At 73.5% G+C, this 20734-nt stretch carries 15 protein-coding genes and 1 pseudogene; 9 read left to right on the top strand and 7 right to left on the bottom strand.

Annotated features, from left to right (window positions below; all coding sequences use genetic code 11):
• Nucleotides 1-93: 93 nt before the first annotated feature.
• On the top strand, nt 94-2553 hold the full coding sequence (gene pcrA / locus AB0E14_RS32450) for a DNA helicase PcrA (RefSeq protein WP_362426420.1): 2460 nt from the start codon (nt 94-96) through the stop codon (nt 2551-2553).
• Between the two features lie 95 nt (nt 2554-2648).
• On the opposite strand, the gene AB0E14_RS32445 is transcribed toward pcrA, so the two are convergent.
• Nucleotides 2649-4133, bottom strand: coding sequence for a M23 family metallopeptidase (locus AB0E14_RS32445; RefSeq protein WP_362426417.1), 1485 nt, complete (start codon nt 4131-4133; stop codon nt 2649-2651).
• A gap of 265 nt (nt 4134-4398) precedes the next feature.
• Nucleotides 4399-5196: an alpha/beta fold hydrolase gene (locus AB0E14_RS32440; RefSeq protein WP_362426414.1), complete on the bottom strand. Its 798-nt coding sequence runs from the start codon at nt 5194-5196 to the stop codon at nt 4399-4401.
• A 295-nt stretch (nt 5197-5491) separates the two neighbouring features.
• On the opposite strand from AB0E14_RS32440, the gene AB0E14_RS32435 reads away from it, so the two are divergent.
• Nucleotides 5492-5899: a cobalamin B12-binding domain-containing protein gene (locus AB0E14_RS32435; protein ID WP_362426411.1), complete on the top strand. Its 408-nt coding sequence runs from the start codon at nt 5492-5494 to the stop codon at nt 5897-5899.
• Nucleotides 5900-6122: 223 nt separating this feature from the next.
• On the opposite strand, the gene AB0E14_RS32430 is transcribed toward AB0E14_RS32435, so the two are convergent.
• The 3 genes from AB0E14_RS32430 to AB0E14_RS32420 are packed head-to-tail and all read right to left on the bottom strand — an operon-like array spanning nt 6123 to nt 9398.
• A complete protein-coding gene (locus AB0E14_RS32430) occupies nt 6123-6392 on the bottom strand; it encodes a DUF6406 domain-containing protein (protein WP_362426408.1) in 270 nt (89 codons plus the stop codon).
• A gap of 1 nt (nt 6393) precedes the next feature.
• Nucleotides 6394-7998, bottom strand: coding sequence for a DUF5691 domain-containing protein (locus AB0E14_RS32425; RefSeq protein ID WP_362426405.1), 1605 nt, complete (start codon nt 7996-7998; stop codon nt 6394-6396).
• 32 nt (nt 7999-8030) lie between these two features.
• Nucleotides 8031-9398, bottom strand: a complete 1368-nt coding sequence (locus AB0E14_RS32420; protein WP_362426402.1) for an SWIM zinc finger family protein — start codon at nt 9396-9398, stop codon at nt 8031-8033.
• Nucleotides 9399-9566: 168 nt separating this feature from the next.
• On the opposite strand from AB0E14_RS32420, the gene AB0E14_RS32415 reads away from it, so the two are divergent.
• From AB0E14_RS32415 to sucD, 6 genes are all read left to right on the top strand, one after another.
• Nucleotides 9567-9977 carry a hypothetical protein gene (locus AB0E14_RS32415; RefSeq protein WP_362426399.1) on the top strand — a complete coding sequence of 137 codons (411 nt, stop codon included), beginning with the start codon at nt 9567-9569 and terminating at the stop codon, nt 9975-9977.
• A gap of 110 nt (nt 9978-10087) precedes the next feature.
• Complete coding sequence (locus AB0E14_RS32410; protein ID WP_362426396.1) at nt 10088-11257, top strand: AAA family ATPase; 1170 nt, start codon at nt 10088-10090, stop codon at nt 11255-11257.
• Complete coding sequence (locus AB0E14_RS32405) at nt 11254-13527, top strand: DUF5682 family protein (RefSeq protein WP_362426393.1); 2274 nt, start codon at nt 11254-11256, stop codon at nt 13525-13527. Before AB0E14_RS32410 ends, AB0E14_RS32405 begins: the two co-directional genes overlap by 4 nt.
• A 164-nt stretch (nt 13528-13691) precedes the next feature.
• Nucleotides 13692-14831, top strand: a complete 1140-nt coding sequence (locus tag AB0E14_RS32400) for a VWA domain-containing protein (RefSeq protein WP_362426459.1) — start codon at nt 13692-13694, stop codon at nt 14829-14831.
• A gap of 400 nt (nt 14832-15231) precedes the next feature.
• Complete coding sequence (sucC, locus tag AB0E14_RS32395; RefSeq protein WP_362426390.1) at nt 15232-16410, top strand: ADP-forming succinate--CoA ligase subunit beta; 1179 nt, start codon at nt 15232-15234, stop codon at nt 16408-16410.
• Nucleotides 16411-16431: 21 nt separating this feature from the next.
• A complete protein-coding gene (sucD, locus tag AB0E14_RS32390) occupies nt 16432-17316 on the top strand; it encodes a succinate--CoA ligase subunit alpha (protein WP_362426387.1) in 885 nt (294 codons plus the stop codon).
• Between the two features lie 118 nt (nt 17317-17434).
• Here the strand turns inward: sucD and AB0E14_RS32385 are convergent, their stop codons facing one another.
• The gene (locus AB0E14_RS32385) at nt 17435-18769 is read right to left on the bottom strand and encodes a helix-turn-helix domain-containing protein (RefSeq protein ID WP_362426384.1); all 1335 of its coding nucleotides are present in this window, start codon (nt 18767-18769) and stop codon (nt 17435-17437) included.
• Between the two features lie 119 nt (nt 18770-18888).
• On the opposite strand from AB0E14_RS32385, the gene AB0E14_RS32380 reads away from it, so the two are divergent.
• A complete protein-coding gene (locus AB0E14_RS32380; protein WP_362426381.1) occupies nt 18889-20502 on the top strand; it encodes a DUF6350 family protein in 1614 nt (537 codons plus the stop codon).
• A 3-nt stretch (nt 20503-20505) separates the two neighbouring features.
• Here AB0E14_RS32380 and AB0E14_RS32375 read toward each other — a convergent pair.
• A pseudogene (locus AB0E14_RS32375) lies at nt 20506-20734 on the bottom strand (hypothetical protein); the annotation flags it as partial.

The following is a 20734-nucleotide window of genomic DNA, read 5'->3' as shown; positions in this document are numbered from 1 at the left end:
GGCGGCGCCTGCGGGCTCCTTCCGAAGGTGGCAGCGGGCTCCTTCGGAAGGTGGCAGCGGGCTGTCAGTGCGGCGGCCTAGACTCGATAGGCGATGAGCAGCCTCTTTGACGACAGCTTCCTGGCGAGCCTCCAGAACCACTCCTCGGAGGAGCCCCCGCCCCCGCCCGAGGACGACGAGCACCACGCCCACGGCGCCCCGGCCGCGGAGGAGGTCCCGCACGACCTCTTCGGTGGGCACTTCGACGTGCCGCCGACCCGCGACGCCCACTACCGCGACGGAGCCGCCCGCCCGGTCGTGGACGCCGCCGCGCTCCTGGAAGGGCTGAACGAACAGCAGCGCGCCGCCGTCGTCCACACCGGCTCCCCGCTGCTCATCGTCGCGGGCGCCGGCTCCGGCAAGACCCGGGTGCTCACCCACCGCATCGCCCACCTCCTGGCCACCCGGCACGTCCACCCCGGCCAGATACTGGCGATCACCTTCACCAACAAGGCCGCCGGCGAGATGAAGGAGCGCGTCGAGCAGCTCGTCGGCCCGCGCGCCAACGCCATGTGGGTCATGACCTTCCATAGCGCGTGCGTCCGTATCCTGCGCCGCGAGAGCAAGCGGCTCGGCTTCACGTCCTCCTTCTCGATCTACGACGCCGCCGACTCCAAGCGCCTGATGGCGCTGGTCTGCCGCGACCTGGACCTCGACCCGAAGAAGTTCCCGCCGAAGTCCTTCAACGCCAAGATCTCGAACCTGAAGAACGAGCTGATCGACGAGGAGACCTTCGCCGACCAGGCCGCCGACGGCTTCGAGAAGACGCTCGCCGAGGCGTACCGGATGTACCAGGCGCGGCTGCGCGAGGCCAACGCCCTGGACTTCGACGACATCATCATGACGACGGTCCACCTGCTCCAGGCGTTCCCCGACGTCGCCGAGCACTACCGCCGCCGCTTCCGCCACGTCCTCGTCGACGAGTACCAGGACACCAACCACGCGCAGTACACCCTCGTACGGGAACTGGTCGGCACCGGCTACGACGACCTGGACCCGGCCGAGCTGTGTGTCGTCGGTGACGCGGACCAGTCGATCTACGCCTTCCGCGGTGCGACCATCCGCAACATCCTCCAGTTCGAGGAGGACTACCCGAACGCGACGACGATCCTGCTGGAGCAGAACTACCGCTCCACGCAGACGATCCTCTCCGCCGCCAACGCCGTCATCGAGCGCAACGAGTCCCGCCGTCCCAAGAACCTGTGGACGAACGCGGGCGCGGGCGCGCAGATCACCGGCTACGTGGCCGACACCGAGCACGACGAGGCCCAGTTCGTCGCCGACGAGATCGACCGGCTCACCGACACCGGCGACGCGAAGGCCGGTGACGTCGCCGTCTTCTACCGGACCAACGCGCAGTCCCGTGTATTCGAAGAGATCTTCATCCGCGTCGGCCTGCCCTACAAGGTCGTCGGCGGCGTGCGCTTCTACGAGCGCAAGGAGGTCCGCGACGTCCTCGCCTACCTGCGCGTCCTCGCCAACCCCGAGGACAACGTCCCGCTGCGCCGGATTCTGAACGTGCCCAAGCGCGGCATCGGCGAGCGCGCCGAGGCGATGATCGACGCCCTCTCCCTCCGCGAGAAGATCACCTTCCCGCAGGCCCTGAAGCGGGTCGACGAGGCGTACGGCATGGCGGCCCGCTCCGCGAACGCGGTCAAGCGCTTCAACACCCTCATGGAGGAGCTCCGTACGATCGTCGACTCCGGCGCGGGCCCGGCCGTCGTCCTCGAAGCCGTACTGGAGCGGACCGGGTACCTCGCCGAGCTGCAGGCGTCCACCGACCCGCAGGACGAGACCCGCATCGAGAACCTGCAGGAACTGGCCGCCGTGGCCCTGGAGTTCGAGCAGGAGCAGGGTGAGGAGGGGGCCGGCACGCTGGCCGAGTTCCTGGAGAAGGTCGCGCTCGTCGCCGACTCCGACCAGATCCCCGACGAGGACGAGGAGGGGTCGGGCGTCATCACGCTGATGACCCTGCACACCGCCAAGGGCCTCGAGTTCCCCGTCGTGTTCCTGACCGGCATGGAGGACGGCGTCTTCCCGCACATGCGCGCGCTCGGCCAGGCCAAGGAGCTGGAGGAGGAGCGACGACTCGCGTACGTGGGCATCACGCGCGCCCGCGAGCGGCTCTATCTGACGCGGTCCTCGATGCGCAGCGCCTGGGGCCAGCCCTCGTACAACCCGGCGTCGCGCTTCCTGGAGGAGATCCCGCCGACGTATCTGGAGTGGAAGCGGACCGGTCCCATGGTCAAGCCCGCCGGACCGACCTCGGGGATCACCTCCTCGCTCTCCTCCTCCCGCGCGCGCTCGGGCCCCTCGGGCTTCGCCACCCGCCGGACCAGCGACAAGCCGGTCATCACCCTCCAGGTCGGCGACCGGGTCACGCACGACCAGTTCGGCCTCGGCACCGTCATGCAGGTCACGGGCGCCGGCTCCGACGCGCAGGCGACCATCGACTTCGGTGACGAGAAGCCGAAGCGGCTGCTGCTGCGGTACGCGCCGGTCGAGAAGCTGTAGGACCCACAGCGCAGAGGAGAGGGCCCCGGCTTCGGCCGGGGCCCTCTCCTCTGGTGCTACGGATGTGTCAGCGGTCAGCGGTCAGCAGTCGGTCGTCAGCCGGTCGGGCTGAGACCGTGGCTGCGCAGCCACGCCTCGGGGTCGATCGCGGCGCCGCCGCCCGGACGGACCTCGAAGTGGAGGTGCGGACCGGTGGAGTTGCCCGAGTTGCCCGAGTACGCGATGACATCGCCGGCCTGGACCTTGCCCGAGCGGATCTTGGTGCTGCTCAGGTGGCAGTACCAGGTCTCGGTGCCGTCCGGGGCGGTCACGATCGCCATGTTGCCGTAGGCGCTGTTGTACTGGGTGCGGACGGTGCCGTCCGTCGCGGCCATGACCTTCGTGCCGTACTGGACGGGGAAGTCGATGCCGGTGTGCACGGACATCCAGTTGACGCCCGCCTGGCCGTACTGGGCGCTCAGCCGCTGCAGCTTCACGGGCAGCGCGAACTTGGGACGCAGCGCCTCCTTGCGGGCCGCCTCCTCCTCGCGCTTCTTCCGCTCCGCCTCCTGGCGGGCCTTGAGGTCGATGCGCTCCTGGGTGCGGCTGGCGCGGTCGCCGAAGTCGCGGGCGTCGGCGCTCAGCGCGGCGAGCTGGGTGTCCAGCTCGTTGTTGGCGGCGACGGGCTTCACGGACGCGGGATCGGCGGCGGCGAGCGCCGTCGTGTCGTCCTTCGTCCCGGCGCTCGGGTCCGTCAGTCCGCCGACCGAGGCGGCGGCGATCCCGGCGACGCCCATGACGCAGGCGGACGGGACGGCGACGGTCAGCAGCGCGGAGCGCTTGGCGGGCGTACGGCGGCGGCCTCGGCTGCCACCGGAGGAGCGGCGCACCGGCCGGCCGGCGGCGGAGGGCGCGGCGGCCGGCGCGGGTGCGGCCGGAGAGTCCGTGAGGGTCTCGACGGCCGGATCGTCGTCGTCGGCGCCCTCGTACGCGTAGTCCTGCGCGTAGTCCTGCGTGTACTCCTGCTCGTACGAGGCTTCGGTCTCGTACGCGGCCGTGGCCGTGGAGTCGGTCGTGTACGCGGTCTCCTCGTACGAGGTCTCCCCGTACGTGACGTCGTCGTACGCGACTTCCTCGTACGTGACTTCCTCGTACGCGGCGGGCTGCTCGGGGACGTACTCGTACTCGGGGGTGTACTGCTGCGGAACGACGGGATCGGCCTGGTTCCAGGCGGTGGCGTCGTAGGTCCCCGTCTCGAAGGAGGGGGTCGTCCACTGGCCCGTGGTGTCGTACGAGGTGAAGTGCGCGGTCTGGTACTGGCCGGTCTGCTGGGCGTCGTTCCAGGCGGAGGCGTCCCACTGGCCGGTGGTGTCGTACTGGACGGAGTCGTACTGACCGGTGGTGTCGTACGGAAGGGTGGTGGTGGCGTAGGCGGTGGTGTCCCACTGCTGCGTGCCGGTCCACTGGGTGCTGTCGTACTGGCCGCTGTGACCGGCGTCGTAGCCGCCCGGGAGGGCGCCGAAGAGCGGGTCGGTGGTGAAGCTGCCGGTGCTGTGGGCGTCGTCTCCGACGTACCCGGCGTGGGGGTGCTGGTCGTTCACCAACTTCTCTCTCGCCTCGGCGGCAGGGCCAGTCCGGGGCGGGCCTGATGAGGGTGTCCCGGGTTAAAGCAGTGGCGCGACTGTACCCGGCGGTATACGCAGGCGACAATCTTCCGAGGGTTTTGGTTCCACAGGAAACGGGCAATCGGCCGTGTTTCGGCGGCCTCGGGGAAGAGCCTTGGCCCTGTGTTCGAGGAACGTTCGAAGAACAGACACCTTCTGGCGGGTCGTCAGGGGGTGCGAGCGCCGTGGGCGCGGGGCCGGCTCAGGCCACGGAGGCGGCCCCGGACTCGGTGGCTTCCGTGTCGTCGGCGTCGAGGGCCTCGCGGATCCCCGCCGCGATGGTCGGGTGCACGGGCAGGGCGAGATGCCCGATGCCGCTGACCCGGACGTTGTGGACACGGAGATCCGGGTGGTCGAGCCGGGCGGTCTCGACCGGGACCATCACCTGGTCCAGGTCGCTCCAGAAGCTGACGCAGCGCGTCCGGCAGCCCGGGGCGGGCTCGGCGAGCTCTTGGAGCACGTCCGAGCCGGGGCGCATCTGGCGCACCAGCGGGTGGGCACCGGCCCAGGGGGCGGCGGTCGTGCCGGAGTGCGGGGTGCCGAGCATGACGAGGGTGCGCACCCGCGTGTCACCGCCCTGGCGCTGTATGTAATGACGGGCGATGAGGCCGCCCAGGCTGTGTCCCACGATGTCGACCTCGTCGTGCCCGGTGCGGGCGCAGAGCGCTTCGACATGGCGGCCGAGGAGTTCGGCGGCGGCGCGCAGGTCGCACGTGAGCGGAGAGTAGTTGAACGACTCGACCGGGTGACGTCCGTGCCGGACCAGGGAGCGGCGGAGCAGGACGAAGACGGAGCGGTTGTCGGCGAAGCCGTGGAGGAGGACGACGGGCCGCCCGGTCCCGGGCCTCGGGCCCGCGCCGTCCTCGGCGGCGGGGTCGGCCTCGGGGCGCTCGGCGACGATCCCGGAGGGGTAGAGGAGCAGATGGCCCGTGAGGATCGCCAGCTCGAGGGCGTTGGCCTTGAGGGCGGTGGTGACCTTGGTGAGCCTGGTGAGCTCCATCGGCGGCCTCCCGAACGGCACGCGGGCGCCGAACGGCGGTGCGGTGCGCCGTACGTCCGGACCGGCGGCTGCGGCCCGGACGTACGGCTACCCCGTAGCGGCTCCCTTGCGCACGACCCTTTGCAGCTGGTGGGCCCAGGAGGAGGGCCCGGGAGGGTCCGGCGCAGAGCGAACATGTCCCACGTGTGATTTCCCCCTCGGAGTCCTCCGCGAAACGGCGGGGTGCGGGATGCTGGCGATAACGTTCGTTCACCTCCCCGGCAATGAAGCGCGGGGGTCGCATGTGGAGGCAGAGATGGGTGTGACCGGTCCGATCCGCGTGGTGGTGGCCAAGCCGGGTCTCGACGGCCACGATCGCGGGGCCAAGGTGATCGCGCGGGCGCTGCGCGACGCCGGCATGGAGGTCATCTACACGGGGCTGCACCAGACGCCCGAGCAGATCGTGGACACCGCGATCCAGGAGGACGCCGACGCGATCGGCCTGTCCATTCTCTCGGGAGCGCACAACACGCTCTTCGTGAAGGTCCTGGAGCTGCTGAAGGAGCGCGACGCGGAGGACATCAAGGTCTTCGGCGGCGGGATCATCCCGGAGGCGGACATCGCCCCGCTGAAGGAGAAGGGCGTGGCGGAGATCTTCACCCCGGGCGCGACGACCACGTCCATCGTCGAGTGGGTCAACGCGAACGTCCGCGTCGCCGCGTAACCGGTCGCCGCGTCCCGCGCTGCCCGCACTGCCCGCACCCAGGCCCGCTGTCCTTCGCTCGCCGAGGCGGCGAAACCTGCCGACGACGTCAGGGACCCGCGGCGCGGCCCGGGGCGGGCGACCGAACCCCGCGGACGAATGCCGCGGGGAACGGCGTGCCGACTCCGACGTGACATGCCGCCCGCCCCGCGCCGGCCCCGACACGCCGGGTCCGTGCGTGGGGTCAGCCGGTCCGCTGGAGACGGGCGGACCACTCGCCACTTCCCGCACTGGTGATCTCGGCGACGGTCCAGGTGCCGTCGGCGAGGGCGAACTCGGTTCCCAGGGACAGGGTTCGCTCCCCGCTCACGCCACCCGGCACCTCGATGAAGAGCTTCACCCGCGCAGGCTGCCCCTCCTGCGCGGCGATCGCCCCGACGCCTCCGACGGTGCCGAAGGGCAGCCGCATGATCCGGCCTCCCCTGATCCTGCATTCGCGGTCGATTTCCTGCATGTCATTCCCCTTGTGCGTGGGTCAGTTCCGACTGCATCTGGGAGCGGAGGCGCAGCGTGGAGACCAGGCGCTGGAACGCCTCCGACCAGTAGCCTCCGGCGCCCGGGGAGGCGTCTTCCGGTTCTGTGGTGAGGGCGGTCAGGGACTCCAGTTGGGAAGCCGCGTCCGGGGAGAGGCAGCGCTCCGCGAGGCCCATCACGCCGCTGAAGCTCCAGGGGTAGCTGCCCGCGTCGCGGGCGATGTCGAGGGCGTCGATCACCGCTCCGCCCAGTGGCTCCGGCCAGGGCACCGTGCAGACGCCGAGGAGTTGGAAGGCCTCCGACAGGCCGTGCGCAGCGATGAACGAGGCGACCCAGCGGGCCCGTTCCCCGTCGGGGAGCGTCGACAGCAGCTGCGCCCGCTCCGCCAGGGACGACGTGCCGGGGCCGGTCGCCGGCGGGGTCGCGGGGGAGCCGAGCAGCGCGCGCGACCAGTCGGCGTCCCGCTGGCGGACCGCCGCGCGGCACCACGCCGCGTGCAGCTCGCCCGCCCAGTCGTCCGCGACGGGCAGCGCCACGATCTCCTCGGGTGGGCGCCCGCCGAACCGCTCCCGCCAGCACGACAGCGGCGCCGAGTCGACGAGCTTGCCCAGCCACCAGGAACGCTCGCCCCGGCCGGCCGGCGGGGTGGCGACGACACCGTCCCGCTGCATCCCGGCGTCGCACTCGTGCGGTGCCTCGACCACGATCGTCGCGCCCCCGTCCGTACGGTCGAGGGACACGCAGGACGTGGCCCGGTCCGCCATCCGGCCGGCGAGCGCCGAGCCCGGCAGCGCGGCGAGCAGTTCGGCGGCGGTCGAGCGGACGTTACGGCTCCGGTCGGACAGGGCCTCCTCCAGGAACTCCTCGTCCGCGTCGGAGAGTCCGGCCCGCAGCGAGTCGAGGAACATCAGCCGGTCCTCCGCCCGCTCCGCCGCCCAGCCGCCGCGCAGCAGGGACAGCGCGGCCGCCGGGTCCTCGGCGCGTACGGCGGCGAGCAGCGCGACCCGTTCGGCGAACAGGCCCTGCTCCCACAGGGCCGTGACCGCCTCGTCGTCGGCGGGGTCGGGGAGGGCGGCGCCGCCCGCCGCCCCGCGCAGGGCGAACTTCCAGTCCGGGTTGAGCCCGGCCAGCCACAGGCCGCGCGGCCCGGCGAGGGCGAGCGCCTGGGGCCGCAGGTCCGTCCGCGCGCGGGCGGCGTCGAGGAGGGCGGGCAGCGCGGACGCCGGTGCGCGGAAGCCGTGTTCGTTGGCGGTGGCGAGCCACTGGGGGAGCAGCTCGGCGAGGTCGGGCGCCGCCCCGCGCCGGCCACCGGACGGGGCGGGCGCGGCGCGGCCCGCGAGCAGCAGGCCGAGGCGGTGGCGGGCGGCCTCCGGCAGCGGTCTGCGGTGGTCCTCCGGCGCGGGCTCGGGTGCGGGGGCGGCGGGCCCCGGCCGCAGGCCCGCCCTGCGCCGCACGGTGTGCAGCGCGGCGGCGTCGAGCAGGGCGATGGGCGCGCCGCCGTCGGCCGCCCCCGCCGCCGAGAGCGCGGGCGGTCGGCGGTCCGTGCCGAGCAGCGCCGAAGTGACGAGTTCTTCCCAGGCGTCCATGGAGGCCTCCAGGCCGTCGTGCCGATCGAGGTTCAGTGGAGCGGGACCGTCTCGCCCGGGGCGTCGGCCGACCAGGCGGCGAGCGGGGTGAACCCGCGGTGCCCGCACTCGCCGAAGACGGTCACCGGGCCGCCCCCGGAGAGTGCGGCGAGCCGCCACAGGCCGGGCCGCCCGAGCGCGGCACCGCTCAGCGGCAGCGCCTCGCCCGGGGTGTCCGGGCGGGGCGAGGCGTCGGCGAGCTGCCAGCCGTGCTCGGTCGGTATCGGGACGACGTCGGCGAGCGTCACGGGCCAGGAGTCGAGCCAGGGATCCTCGCGCAGGGCGTGGCCGTAGGCCGTGAGCGCGTCGCCGACCGAGCCGCCCCGGGGCGGGGCCCCGAGCGGGGAGGGCGCGGCGAACTGCTCGCCCAGGTCCGCGCGGAGCGCCCCCGCGCCCGCGTGCGGGACGAGCGCCGCGTCGACGACCGTGCCCACCGGCAGGGCCAGTTGGGGTGCGCGGCCGGCCGCCCCGAAGGAGAGGAGCAGCGCCGTGCGCCCGGTGGCCCGGCCGTGCAGCCAGATCCGGCGGGTCGTCAGCTTGCCGTCCCCCGTGTCGTACTGGGCGAGGACGAGCCAGTGGTCCCGCACCGAGGGGCCCTCGGCGGGCGCGGTCAGGCCCACCCGGGTCCGTACCGTCGCGGCGAGCGGGTCCGGGAGCCGGTCGACGGAGAGCCAGGCCCGGTCGAGCAGATGCGTCAGCGCGCACTCCTCCAGGAGCCGGACCGGCCAGCCGGGCCCCGAACCCGGTATCGCCCCCAACTCCCTGACCCGGCCCGCGAGCCCGGGTGCCTGGGCGTCGACCATCCGGGCCGCCGTCTCCTCCCAGAGGGCGTACCCCGCCTGCTCGGCCGAGGCCAGGCCGCCGCGCAGCAGGTCGGCCAGGCGCTGCTCCAACTCCTCGGCGCCCGAGGTGATCCGGGCCGCGCGCCGCTCCGCCCTGCGCCGTGCGGCCTCGGGGTCGGCGGTGGCGGCCGGTCCCGCCCCCTCCGCGCCGCGTGTGCGGGCGGCGGCGCGCTCGCGCCGGCCCGTCAGCCACGTCTCCGCCCAGTCGGGCACGTCGGCGCCCGGAGTGAAGGCGTCCGCGTCCCCCGCCCAGAGCAGCAGGAGCCCGAGCGCGTGCTTGCACGGGAACTTCCGGCTGGGGCAACTGCACGCGTACGCCGGGCCCGTGGTGTCGACGACCGTGCGGTACGGCTTGCTGCCGCTGCCCCGGCACAGCCCCCAGACGGCCCCCTCGCCGCCCGTGCCCGTACCGGACCACGGTCCGGCCGTGCCGAGCTTGCTTCCCGCTTTGCGCGAGGCGTCGTCAGGAGCCAGTGCCAGCACCTGATCCGCCGTCCAGCGCACCCCCTGTGTGTCCATGCCCCCGACGGTAGGGGGCGCCACTGACAACGGATCTGACCTGCCCTTTCCGCCCCTGGCCGAGATACGGCCGACCGGGACACGACCGCGCCCGAACCATTTGACTTTGCCTGCTCTTTACGATTGTCTGCCGTGGCCCGATCACAGACTCCGCTGGGGGAACCACCGATGAACCGCACCATCCGCACCGCCGTCACGACGCTCGCCGTCACCGGCCTGGCGTTCGGCCTCGGCGCCTGCGCGGCCGCGGACAAGGCCGCCGACCAGGTCGACAAGGCCGTCAACGAGACCTACGAGGTCACCTACGAGGTCACCGGCAAGGGCATCGAGTCGATCGACTACCACGGCGGCAGCGGCACGGCCATGGAGCCGAAGCTGGAGAAGGAGTCGAAGCCGACCACGCCGTGGAAGAAGACCGTGACGCTGAAGGGCATCATGCCGCCGGCCGTCATGCCGATCGCGCTCGACCCGTCGGACCTCACCTGCAAGGTCATCCACGAGGGCAAGGTCATCAAGGAGGCCAAGGGCCAGGACGCGATGGCCGGCGGCTGCGTCGCGGTCTCCCCGATCGCCGGCTGACACCCGTACACATCGGGGGAGTTCGCCGCTGACCTGCGGCGACGACCGACTGTCAGTGGCATGGTGCACGGTGGATCCCACATCAGGTCGAACGATCTGGAGGGGGATCCATGACCGTGTCCGAAACCATCGCGAGCGCCGTCCCCGGTGCCGGAACCGACACCGCGACGGGCGCCGAGCCGCCCGTCGCGGACCTCGGATCCGAGGCCCTGCGGCCGCACGCCGAACACGCCTTCGCCGACGAACTCAAGGCGCTCGCCGCCGCCGACGACCGGCCGCGGCCCGCCCGCTGGCAGCTGTCGCCGTGGGCCGTCGCCACCTATCTCCTCGGCGGGACGCTCCCCGACGGCACGGTGATCACACCGAAGTACGTCGGCCCGCGCCGGATCGTCGAGGTCGCCGTCACCACGCTCGCCACCGACCGGGCGCTGCTGCTGCTCGGCGTCCCCGGCACCGCCAAGACCTGGGTGTCCGAACACCTCGCCGCCGCCGTCAGCGGCGACTCGACCCTGCTCGTGCAGGGCACCGCCGGGACGCCCGAGGAAGCGATCCGCTACGGCTGGAACTACGCCCGGCTGCTCGCCCACGGCCCCAGCCGGGACGCGCTCGTGCCCAGCCCCGTCATGCGCGCCATGTCCGAGGGGCTGACCGCCCGCGTCGAGGAACTCACCCGCATCCCCGCCGACGTGCAGGACACGCTCATCACGATCCTGTCCGAGAAGACCCTGCCGGTGCCGGAGCTCGGGCAGGAGGTCCAGGCGGTCCGGGGCTTCAACCTCATCGCCACCGCCAACGACCGCGACCGCGGGGTCAACGACCTCTCCAGCGCGCTGCGCCGCCGCTTCAACACGGTCGTGCTGCCGCTGCCCGCCACACCCGAGGCGGAGGTCGACATCGTGGCGCGCCGCGTCGACCAGATCGGCCGCTCGCTCGACCTGCCCGCCGTGCCCGAGGGCGTCGAGGAGATCCGACGGGTCGTCACCGTCTTCCGCGAACTGCGCGACGGGGTGACCACCGACGGCCGCACGAAGCTCAAGTCCCCTTCGGGGACGCTGTCCACGGCCGAGGCGATCTCCGTCGTCACCGGCGGCCTCGCGCTCTCCGCCCACTTCGGCGACGGCGTCCTGCGCTCCGCCGACGTCGCCGCCGGCATCCTCGGCGCGGTCGTCCGCGACCCGGCGGCGGACCGCGTCATCTGGCAGGAGTACCTGGAGACGGTCGTCCGGGAAAGAGACGGCTGGAAGGACTTCTACCGCGCCTGCCGCGAGGTGAGCGCATGACGTCGGGGCCCCTGCTCCTCGGGGTGCGGCACCACGGCCCCGGGTCCGCGCGGGCCGTGCTCGGGGCACTGGAGACACGCCGGCCGGCCGCCGTGCTGATCGAGGGACCGCCCGAGGCCGACGGGATCCTCGCGCTCGCCGGGGACGACACGATGCGGCCGCCGGTCGCGCTGCTCGCGCACGCCGTGGACGACCCCGGGCGCGCCGCGTTCTGGCCCTTCGCCGCGTTCTCGCCCGAGTGGGTGGCGATCCGCTGGGCCCTCGCCCACGGCGCCGCCGTCCGCTTCATCGACCTGCCCGCCGCCCACACCCTCGCCGCCACCGACCCCACCTGGGGCGACGGCGAGGGGGACGAGGCGGACCAGGACGCGCGCGTCGACCCGCTCGCCGAACTCGCCCGGGCCGCCGGTCACGACGACCCCGAGCGCTGGTGGGAGGACGCGGTCGAGCTGCGCGGCGCCGCCGACCCCCTCGCCCCCTTCGAGGCCCTCGCCGAGGCCATGGGCGCCCTGCGCGAGACCCACGGCCACGGCGGCCACGCCCGCGACCTGGTCCGCGAGGCGTACATGCGGCTGCAGATCCGTGCCGCGCGCAAGGAGTTCGGCGACGACGAGGTGGCCGTCGTCTGCGGCGCCTGGCACGTGCCCGCGCTGACCCGCGCGACGACCGCCACCGCCGACCGCGCCCTGCTCAAGGGGCTGCCCAAGGTGAGGACCGAGATGACGTGGGTGCCCTGGACCCACCGCCGCCTCGCCCGCCGCTCCGGCTACGGCGCCGGCATCGACTCACCCGGCTGGTACGGCCACCTGTTCGCCGCCCCCGACCGCCCGATCGAGCGCTGGATGACCAAGGTCGCCGGCCTCCTCAGGGCGGAGGACACCTTCGTCTCCTCCGCCCACGTCATCGAGGCCGTCCGCCTCGCCGAGACCCTCGCGGCCATGCGCGGCCGCCCGCTGGCCGGGCTCGGCGAGACCACCGACGCCGTCCGCGCCGTGATGTGCGACGGCTCCGACGTACCGCTCGACCTCGTGCGCGACCGTCTCGTCGTCGGCGACGTCCTCGGCGAGGTCCCCGACGCAGCCCCCGCCGTACCCCTCCAACGCGACCTCGCCCGGCTCCAGAAGAGCCTGCGCCTCAAGCCGGAGGCCCAGGAGCGGGAGCTCGAACTCGACCTGCGCAAGGAGAACGACGCCGCCCGCAGCCGCCTCCTCCACCGCCTGCGCCTGCTCTCCGTCACCTGGGGCACGCCCGTCGCGGGACGTGGCAGCACCGGCACCTTCCGCGAGACCTGGCAGCTGCGCTGGCAGCCCGAACTGCACGTCAGAGTCGCCGAAGCCGGGGTCTGGGGCACCACCGTCGAGTCCGCCGCCGTCGCCAAGGCGGAGGCCCGCGCCCAGGAGGCGACCGCGCTCGCCGACGTCACCGCGCTCGCCGAGCAGTGCCTGCTCGCCGGACTCGGCGCCGCCCTCCCCGTCGTCATGACCGCCCTCGCCGACCGCGCCGCGCTCGACACCGACGTGGCCCACCTGGCCCAGGCGCTGCCCGCGCTGGCCCGCTCACTGCGCTACGGAGACGTCCGTGCCACCGACACCGCCGCGCTCGGCGAGGTCGCGGCCGGTCTCGCCGAGCGGATCTGCGTCGGCCTGCCACCCGCCTGCACCGGCCTCGACACCGACGCCGCCACCGAGATGCGCGGCCATCTCGACGCCGTCCACGGCGCGCTCCCGCTGCTCCCCGACAGCACGGGCACCGCCGGCCGGTGGACCGGCGTCCTGCGTGGGCTCGCCGCCCGCGACAGCGTGCCCGGCACCATCCGGGGCAGGGCCGCCCGGCTCCTCCTCGACGACGGCGGGCTCGACGAGGGCGAGGCCGCGCGGCTCATGGGCCTCGCTCTGTCGCCCGGCACACCGCCCGCCGACGCCGCCGCCTGGGTCGAGGGGTTCGTCGGCGGCGCCTCCGGCGGAGGCATGCTCCTCGTCCACGACGAACGGCTGCTCGCCCTCGTCGACACCTGGCTGACCGGCGTGCCGGCGGACGCCTTCACCGACGTCCTGCCGCTCCTGCGCCGCACCTTCTCGGCGTACGAACCAGGAGTGCGCCGCACCCTCGGCGAACTGGTCGCCCGCGGCCCGTCCGCCTCCGCCGCGCGCCGTACGGACGCCGTGGCACCCGGCTTCGCCGCCACGCTCGACGAGGAACGGGCCGACGGAGTCCTGCCCGTGCTCGAACTGATCCTGGGAGAGACCGACCTCGTGGGGGTGGACCGATGACCGCGACGACGACCGGCAGCCCGGCCGGTACCGGAGCCGGGCACACGGCCGTGACCGGAGCCGGGCACACGGCCGTGACCGGAGCCGGGCACACGGCCGGTACCGGAGCCGGACACCCGGCCGGTACCGGAGCCGGGCACGACGAACGGCTGCGACGCTGGCGCATGGTCCTCGGCGGCGGCGACGCCGACGGCACCGGCCACGCCCTCACCGGCACCGACGCCGCCATGGACGGAGCCCTGACCGCGCTCTACGGACGGGGCGACGGGCGGGCCGACACCCGCGCCGGGCGAGACAGGTCCGCCGGGCTCGGCGCCTCCGCACCCTCCGTGGCCCGCTGGCTCGGCGACATCAGGACGTACTTCCCCAGCTCCGTCGTCCAGGTCATGCAGCGCGACGCCATCGATCGCCTGGGGCTCTCCACCCTGCTCCTGGAGCCCGAGATGCTGGAGGCCGTCGAGGCCGACGTTCATCTCGTCGGCACGCTCCTCTCTCTCAACAAGGTCATGCCCGAGACCACCAAGGAGACCGCCCGCGCGGTCGTCCGCAAGGTCGTCGACGACCTGGAGAAGCGTCTCGCCACCCGCACCCGGGCCACGCTCACCGGCGCGCTCGACCGCTCCGCCCGGATCAACCGCCCCCGCCACCGGGACATCGACTGGGACCGGACCATCCGGGCCAACCTCAAGAACTACCTGCCCGAGTACCGCACGGTCGTCCCGGAGCGCCTCATCGGCTACGGCCGCGCCGCCCAGTCGGTGAAGAAGGACGTCGTCCTCTGCATCGACCAGTCCGGCTCCATGGCGGCCTCCGTCGTCTACGCCTCCGTGTTCGGCGCGGTCCTCGCCTCCATGCGGGCGATCAACACCCGGCTCGTCGTCTTCGACACCGCCGTCGTCGACCTCACCGACCAGCTCGACGACCCCGTCGACGTCCTCTTCGGCACCCAGCTCGGCGGCGGCACGGACATCAACCGCGCCCTCGCGTACTGCCAGTCGCAGATCACCCGGCCCGCCGAGACCGTCGTCGTCCTCATCAGCGACCTCTACGAAGGGGGCATCCGCGACGAGATGCTGAAGCGGGTCGCTGCGATGAAGGCCTCCGGGGTGCAGTTCGTCGCCCTGCTCGCGCTCTCCGACGAGGGCGCCCCCGCCTACGACCGGGAGCACGCGGCCGCGCTCGCGGCGCTCGGGGCGCCGGCCTTCGCCTGCACCCCGGACCTCTTCCCCGAGGTGATGGCCGCCGCGATCGAGAAGCGCCCGCTGCCCGTGCCGGACGCGGACCGGGGGGTGCGGAATCCGTAGCCCCGCCGGTCAGGAATCCGCAGCCCCGGCACCACCCGAGCGGACGTGTCCGGGCGGACTGAGGCTCATATCACACCTCGGCCGTCCGGTCGCTCACATCTGGGCCGGGCGGGTCGTGAGGCCCTCGGAGCCCCGTTCCCACCTGTGCCGGGGGCATCGGCGCCACCAGCCGCGTACTCCACGGACCGCCCCCGAACCCCTACGATCTGTGACCCGTATCACCGCTCCGGTGTGACCTGCGATTTAGGGACCAACGTCCTGCGGGGATAACCTGCGGGACGGACATGCCGCGTCCACGGACACCGTGTACGCCTCCCTTGTGACAGCGCAGTCACGTTGCCCTCCGCGGCACGCCCACGCAGACAACGAACCGCGATGATCAGAAAAGGGACGGACGCGCGTGGACCTGTTCGAGTACCAGGCGAGGGACCTCTTCGCCAAGCACGGAGTACCGGTGCTGGCCGGTGAAGTCATCGACACGCCTGAGGCCGCGCGCGCCGCGACCGAGCGCCTCGGCGGCAAGTCCGTCGTCAAGGCCCAGGTGAAGGTCGGCGGCCGCGGCAAGGCCGGCGGCGTCAAGCTGGCGGCCGACCCGGACGAGGCCGTCGCCCGCGCGACGGACATCCTCGGCATGGACATCAAGGGCCACACGGTCCACAAGGTGATGATCGCCGAGCTGTCCCCGGAGATCGAGGCGGAGTACTACGTCTCGTACCTCCTCGACCGCACCAACCGCACCTTCCTCGCGATGGCGTCGGTGCAGGGCGGCATGGACATCGAGGAGGTCGCGGAGAAGACCCCCGAGGCCCTCGCGAAGGTCCCGGTCAACGCCGTCGACGGCGTCGACATCGAGAAGGCCCGCGAGATCGTGGCCCAGGCGCAGTTCCCGGCCGACGTGGCCGAGGGTGTCGCCGAGGCCCTGGTCACCCTGTGGAAGACCTTCGTCGCCGAGGACGCGCTCCTCGTCGAGGTCAACCCGCTGGTGAAGACCAAGGACGGCCGGATCCTGGCGCTTGACGGCAAGGTCTCCCTGGACGCCAACGCCGACTTCCGTCAGCCCGAGCACGAGGCGCTCGAGGACAAGGACGCAGCCAACCCGCTCGAGGCTGCGGCCAAGGCCAAGGGCCTCAACTACGTCAAGCTGGACGGCGAGGTCGGCATCATCGGCAACGGCGCCGGCCTGGTCATGTCGACCCTGGACGTCGTCGCGTACGCCGGTGAGAACCACGGCGGCGTGAAGCCGGCCAACTTCCTCGACATCGGCGGCGGCGCCTCCGCCGAGGTCATGGCGAACGGCCTGGAGATCATCCTGGGCGACCCGGACGTCAAGTCCGTGTTCGTCAACGTCTTCGGTGGCATCACCGCCTGTGACGAGGTCGCCAACGGCATCGTCCAGGCTCTGGAGCTCCTCGCCTCCAAGGGCGAAGAGGTCACCAAGCCGCTGGTCGTGCGCCTCGACGGCAACAACGCGGAGCTGGGTCGCAAGATCCTGTCGGACGCGAACCACCCGCTCGTGCAGCGTGTGGACACCATGGACGGCGCGGCCGACAAGGCCGCCGAGCTCGCGGCTGCGAAGTAAAGGGACGAGGTCAAGCACACCATGGCTATCTTCCTCACCAAGGACAGCAAGGTCATCGTCCAGGGCATGACCGGTGCCACGGGCATGAAGCACACCAAGCTCATGCTGGGTGACGGCACCAACATCGTCGGTGGCGTGAACCCCCGCAAGGCCGGCACGACCGTCGACTTCGACGGCACCGAGGTCCCGGTCTTCGGCTCCGTCGCCGAGGCGATGGAGAAGACGGGCGCCAACGTCTCCGTCCTCTTCGTCCCGCCGGCCTTCGCCAAGGCCGCCGTGGTCGAGGCGATCGACGCCGAGATCCCGCTCGCCGTCGTCATCACCGAGGGCATCGCCGTCCACGACTCCGCCGCCTTCTGGGCGTACGCGCAGTCGAAGGGCAACAAGACCCGCATCATCGGCCCGAACTGCCCCGGTCTCATCACCCCGGGCCAGTCCAACGCCGGCATCATCCCGGGCGACATCACGAAGCCGGGCCGCATCGGCCTGGTCTCGAAGTCCGGCACGCTGACGTACCAGATGATGTACGAGCTCCGTGACATCGGCTTCTCGTCCGCCGTCGGCATCGGTGGCGACCCGGTCATCGGCACCACGCACATCGACGCCCTCGCGGCGTTCGAGGCCGACCCCGACACCGACCTGATCGTCATGATCGGCGAGATCGGCGGCGACGCCGAGGAGCGTGCGGCGGACTTCATCGCGAAGAACGTCACCAAGCCGGTCGTCGGCTACGTCGCGGGCTTCACCGCGCCCGAGGGCAAGACCATGGGCCACGCCGGCGCCATCGTCTCCGGCTCCTCCGGCACCGCCCAGGCGAAGAAGGAGGCCCTCGAGGCCGCCGGCGTCAAGGTCGGCAAGACGCCGACCGAGACCGCCAAGCTGGCGCGCGCGATCCTCGCGGGCTGAACCAGCGACTGAGGCAGCGCCTCAACCGCACAGGTGGGCCCCGCCCCCTCCCGGGAAACCGGGCAGGGGGCGGGGCCCGCTCGCGTTCGCGCTCCTGCTCCCGCGCGCTCCTGCTCCTCTACTGGGTCTCGGGGATCAGCCGCTCCGGGCCGTGGTGGGGCCGGGAGCGGAGGCTGTCGCGCAGCTCCACGTCCTCCGGGGTGAGCTTCTGCGAGCCACCGCGCACCGGCACACCGTTGACCGTCTCGCCGGGGTGGTTCACCGGCAGGTACTGCGTCGGCGCGGTCGCGGCCGTGAAGGCCGTGATCCCGATGAGCGCCGCCGTCACGGCGAGCACCCCGCGCGTCCACATCCGCGCCTGCCGCTCGCTGCCCGTCCGTACACTCCGGGCCTCCGTGAGCGTCGCCGTCGGCGCCTCCGCGACCAGCGCGCCCAGGCGCCGGTGGAGGGCGTCGGGGTCGGCCAGCTCGGGGACGCGCTGCCCGATGACGGTACGGGCGTGCAGGAGCCGGTTCGCGGCGGCGGGGGTGCTCGCCTCGGTCTCGGCGGCCGTTTCGGGCAGGTCGAGACCGAGCCCGTCGTAGAGCAGGACGGTACGGCGGTACGGGGGCGGCAGTTCGAGCAGCGCCCCGAGCAGGTTCCGCCGCCCGGCCTCGGTGGGCGGGGCGTCGGGGTGCTTGTGGCTGCGGCGCAGCCGGTGCCAGGGGGAGAGCGCGTACTCGTACGCCGCCGCCCGCACCCAGCTGACCGGATCCCGGTCGACCGCGACCTCCGGCCAGTGCTGCCAGGCGAGGTGGAAGGCGTGCTCCACGGACTCCCGGGAGAGCCGGCGGCGGCCGGTGAGCAGGTAGGTCTGGTGGACGAGACCGGGCGCCGCGTGCGCGTAGAGGGCGTCGAAGGCCTCTTCCGGGGTGAGCGAGGGCTCGTCGGGGGCCGCGGCGGCCGGGGGCTCCGCGGGGGCCGGGGGCGCGGCCGGGGGCCCCGAAGGCGTGGCCGGGGGCGTGGTGTCCACGGGTTTCAGCCTCTCCAAGGGCTGCTGGGCGGAGGCCGCCCAGCCGGTCCGTACGGCTCGCGGAGCCCGCTGACCGCCGCCGGTGCCGGGCGTGGCCGCCGCCGGGGCCTTGGGCGGCTTCGCGGCGCGCTTGGCCGCGGCCCTCGGGCGGGTGTGGGGCGGCGGCGTGGAGAGGGCGGAGGGCGGCGCGGGGGGCTCGGTGGAGGGCGTGGACGTGGGTGCGGGCGCCGGTGCGGGGGCCGGCGCGCCCTGGTCCTCGTGGGCGCCGATGAGCTTCGCGTACGCCTCCTGCTTCCGCCCACGGGGTGTGGTGCGGCCGGTTTCCCAGGACCGGACGGTGGCCCGGGTGACCCCCATGGCCTCCGCGACCTGGTCCTCGCTCAATCCCCTGGCCTCGCGCAGTCTGCGCAGCTCCTTGGGGGTGGGCATGCTCCGGTTCATCGGCGACGACCTCCCGCAGGGCAGCTCCGGGCGGAAAAGTACATAAAAGTATCTTGAGCGACACAACGGCGTTTTGCCTGTTACGCGAGAAAAGCGCGTGTCGTTGGGAGCATGGGCGCGTGACCCACCTGACCGAGCACACCGCCGCGCCGCCGGCCGAGTCCCTGGTCCAGGGCGGCCGGTCCGCCGCCCTCGCGACCGCGTTCGTGCGCGGCGGGGTCGCGGCGGGGCTCGGGCTCGGAGCCCTCGCGGTCCTGGTGACGGCGGCCTGGATCAGCTCGCCGTACCCCGACAGCGGTCCGGGCGAGGCCCTGCACACGGCCGCCGGTCTCTGGCTGCTCGCCCACGGCGTCGACCTGATCCGCACGGACACCGTCTCCGGCCTGCCCGCGCCGCTCGGGGTCACCCCACTCCTGCTCATGGCGCTGCCCGCCTGGCTCGTGCACCGGACCGCGCGGTCCATCCTGGAGCCGTACCCGGAGGAGCGGGCGGCCTCGGTGGCGGCCGTGACGGCCGTGTGCGGCGGGTACCTGCTGGTCGCGGCCGGGGTGGTGCTCTACTCGGCGAGCGGTTCGCTCCCCGCCGACCTGCTGAGCGCCGGACTGTGGCTGCCCCTGACGGTGGGCGCCTTCGCCGCGCTCGGCGCCTGGACGGCGGCCGGCCGGCCCCTCCCGCGCCAGGAGCACGCGGCCGTGGCCCTGCGCTCCGTGGCGCCCGCCCTGGTGGTCCTGCCGGCCGGCGGGGCCGCCGTGTTCGGGGCGTCGCTGGTCTGGCACGCGGGCGCCGCGCAGGAGTCCTTCGCCGGCCTCGCGGGGGAGTGGTCGGGGCGCCTGTCCGTCCTGCTCCTGGCGCTCGCGCTGGTGCCGAACGCGGCGCTGTGGGGGACCTCGTACGGCCTCGGGCCCGGGTTGGCGCTCGGTACGGGCGCCTCGGCGACCCCGCTGGGCCTCAGCGGCGACCCGGCCGTCCCGCCCTTCCCGCTGCTCGCCGCGCTGCCCGGCGAGGGGCCGGGGAGCTGGGCGCACTGGGCCGCCCTGGCGGTCCCCTGCGTGGCCGCGGTGGTCCTCGGCGCGGGCGTGGGCCGGTCGGCACGGTCCTGGACTGCCCGGGAGGCGGCGCTGACGGCCATGATCGGCGCCTGGGCCTGCGGGGCGGTGACGGCCCTGCTCGCGGGCGCTGCCGGAGGCCCCCTCGGTGCGGGTCGGCTCGCGGCCTTCGGCCCGGTGTGGTGGCAGGCCGGGGCGGCGGCGGTGCTGTGGTGCGCGGCGGTGGGGGTGCCGGTGGCGCTGGGCGTACGGGCCTGGGGCCTGCGCGGGACGAATCCGGCGCCGGACGTGAGGGCGGGGGCGTGGGCGGAGACCTGGGCGGAGCCGCAGCCGGCGGTCCGGGCGCCGTCCCTGGCCCAGGCCGCCCCGGTGCCGCTCGCCGTCGGTGCGCCCTCGGACGAGGACGACGGCGAAGCGGGCGGAGAGGGCGGAGGCGGAGGGGGCGAGGGCGACAGCTACGACGACGACAGCTACGACGACGACGGCGGATTCGAGTCGTACGACTTCCTCCCGGCGGCCTGGGAACCGGCCTTGCCGAACCCGGTCCTGCCGAATGCGCCCCTGCCGACCCCGCCGTCCGCCGCGGCGACCCCGACCCCGCCTCCGACCTCGACCGCCCCGCCGTCCACGCCGCCGTCCATGCCGCCGGTCGCGCCGCCCGCCCCGCCGGAGGGCGACGCTCAGTAGCCGCTACTCCCGGACGCCGATGACCTCCCGCAGCGGCTCAGGCAGCAGCTCGTTGCAGGCCAGCTGGCCCGACTTGGTCAGGGCGTCGTCGGCGCAGGTGTAGAAGTCGCGGTAGACGAGCTGGAGGGTGAAGCCTCCCGCGACGATCAGCAGGGACAACGCCGCCGCGATCAGCCCGCTCACGGCCGCCGTGCGCATCGTGCGCGCGGCCAGGCCGGCGGGGGCCGCCGGC

This window comes from Streptomyces sp. NPDC047981, assembly GCF_040653315.1.
Lineage (GTDB): Bacteria > Actinomycetota > Actinomycetes > Streptomycetales > Streptomycetaceae > Streptomyces.
Note: the sequence above shows the minus strand (reverse complement) of the source record. Positions and strands in the feature narration are given on the sequence as shown.

Excerpts from the sequence above, each read along its gene's own strand:
- pcrA (WP_362426420.1), top strand. The coding sequence starts at position 94 with ATGAGCAGCCTCTTTGACGACAGCTTCCTGGCGAGCCTCCAGAACCAC.
- AB0E14_RS32440 (WP_362426414.1), bottom strand. The coding sequence starts at position 5,196 with ATGGAGCTCACCAGGCTCACCAAGGTCACCACCGCCCTCAAGGCCAAC.
- AB0E14_RS32435 (WP_362426411.1), top strand. The coding sequence starts at position 5,492 with ATGGGTGTGACCGGTCCGATCCGCGTGGTGGTGGCCAAGCCGGGTCTC.
- AB0E14_RS32430 (WP_362426408.1), bottom strand. The coding sequence starts at position 6,392 with ATGCAGGAAATCGACCGCGAATGCAGGATCAGGGGAGGCCGGATCATG.
- AB0E14_RS32425 (WP_362426405.1), bottom strand. The coding sequence starts at position 7,998 with ATGGACGCCTGGGAAGAACTCGTCACTTCGGCGCTGCTCGGCACGGAC.
- AB0E14_RS32420 (WP_362426402.1), bottom strand. The coding sequence starts at position 9,398 with ATGGACACACAGGGGGTGCGCTGGACGGCGGATCAGGTGCTGGCACTG.
- AB0E14_RS32415 (WP_362426399.1), top strand. The coding sequence starts at position 9,567 with ATGAACCGCACCATCCGCACCGCCGTCACGACGCTCGCCGTCACCGGC.
- AB0E14_RS32410 (WP_362426396.1), top strand. The coding sequence starts at position 10,088 with ATGACCGTGTCCGAAACCATCGCGAGCGCCGTCCCCGGTGCCGGAACC.
- AB0E14_RS32405 (WP_362426393.1), top strand. The coding sequence starts at position 11,254 with ATGACGTCGGGGCCCCTGCTCCTCGGGGTGCGGCACCACGGCCCCGGG.
- AB0E14_RS32400 (WP_362426459.1), top strand. The coding sequence starts at position 13,692 with ATGGTCCTCGGCGGCGGCGACGCCGACGGCACCGGCCACGCCCTCACC.
- sucD (WP_362426387.1), top strand. The coding sequence starts at position 16,432 with ATGGCTATCTTCCTCACCAAGGACAGCAAGGTCATCGTCCAGGGCATG.
- AB0E14_RS32385 (WP_362426384.1), bottom strand. The coding sequence starts at position 18,769 with ATGAACCGGAGCATGCCCACCCCCAAGGAGCTGCGCAGACTGCGCGAG.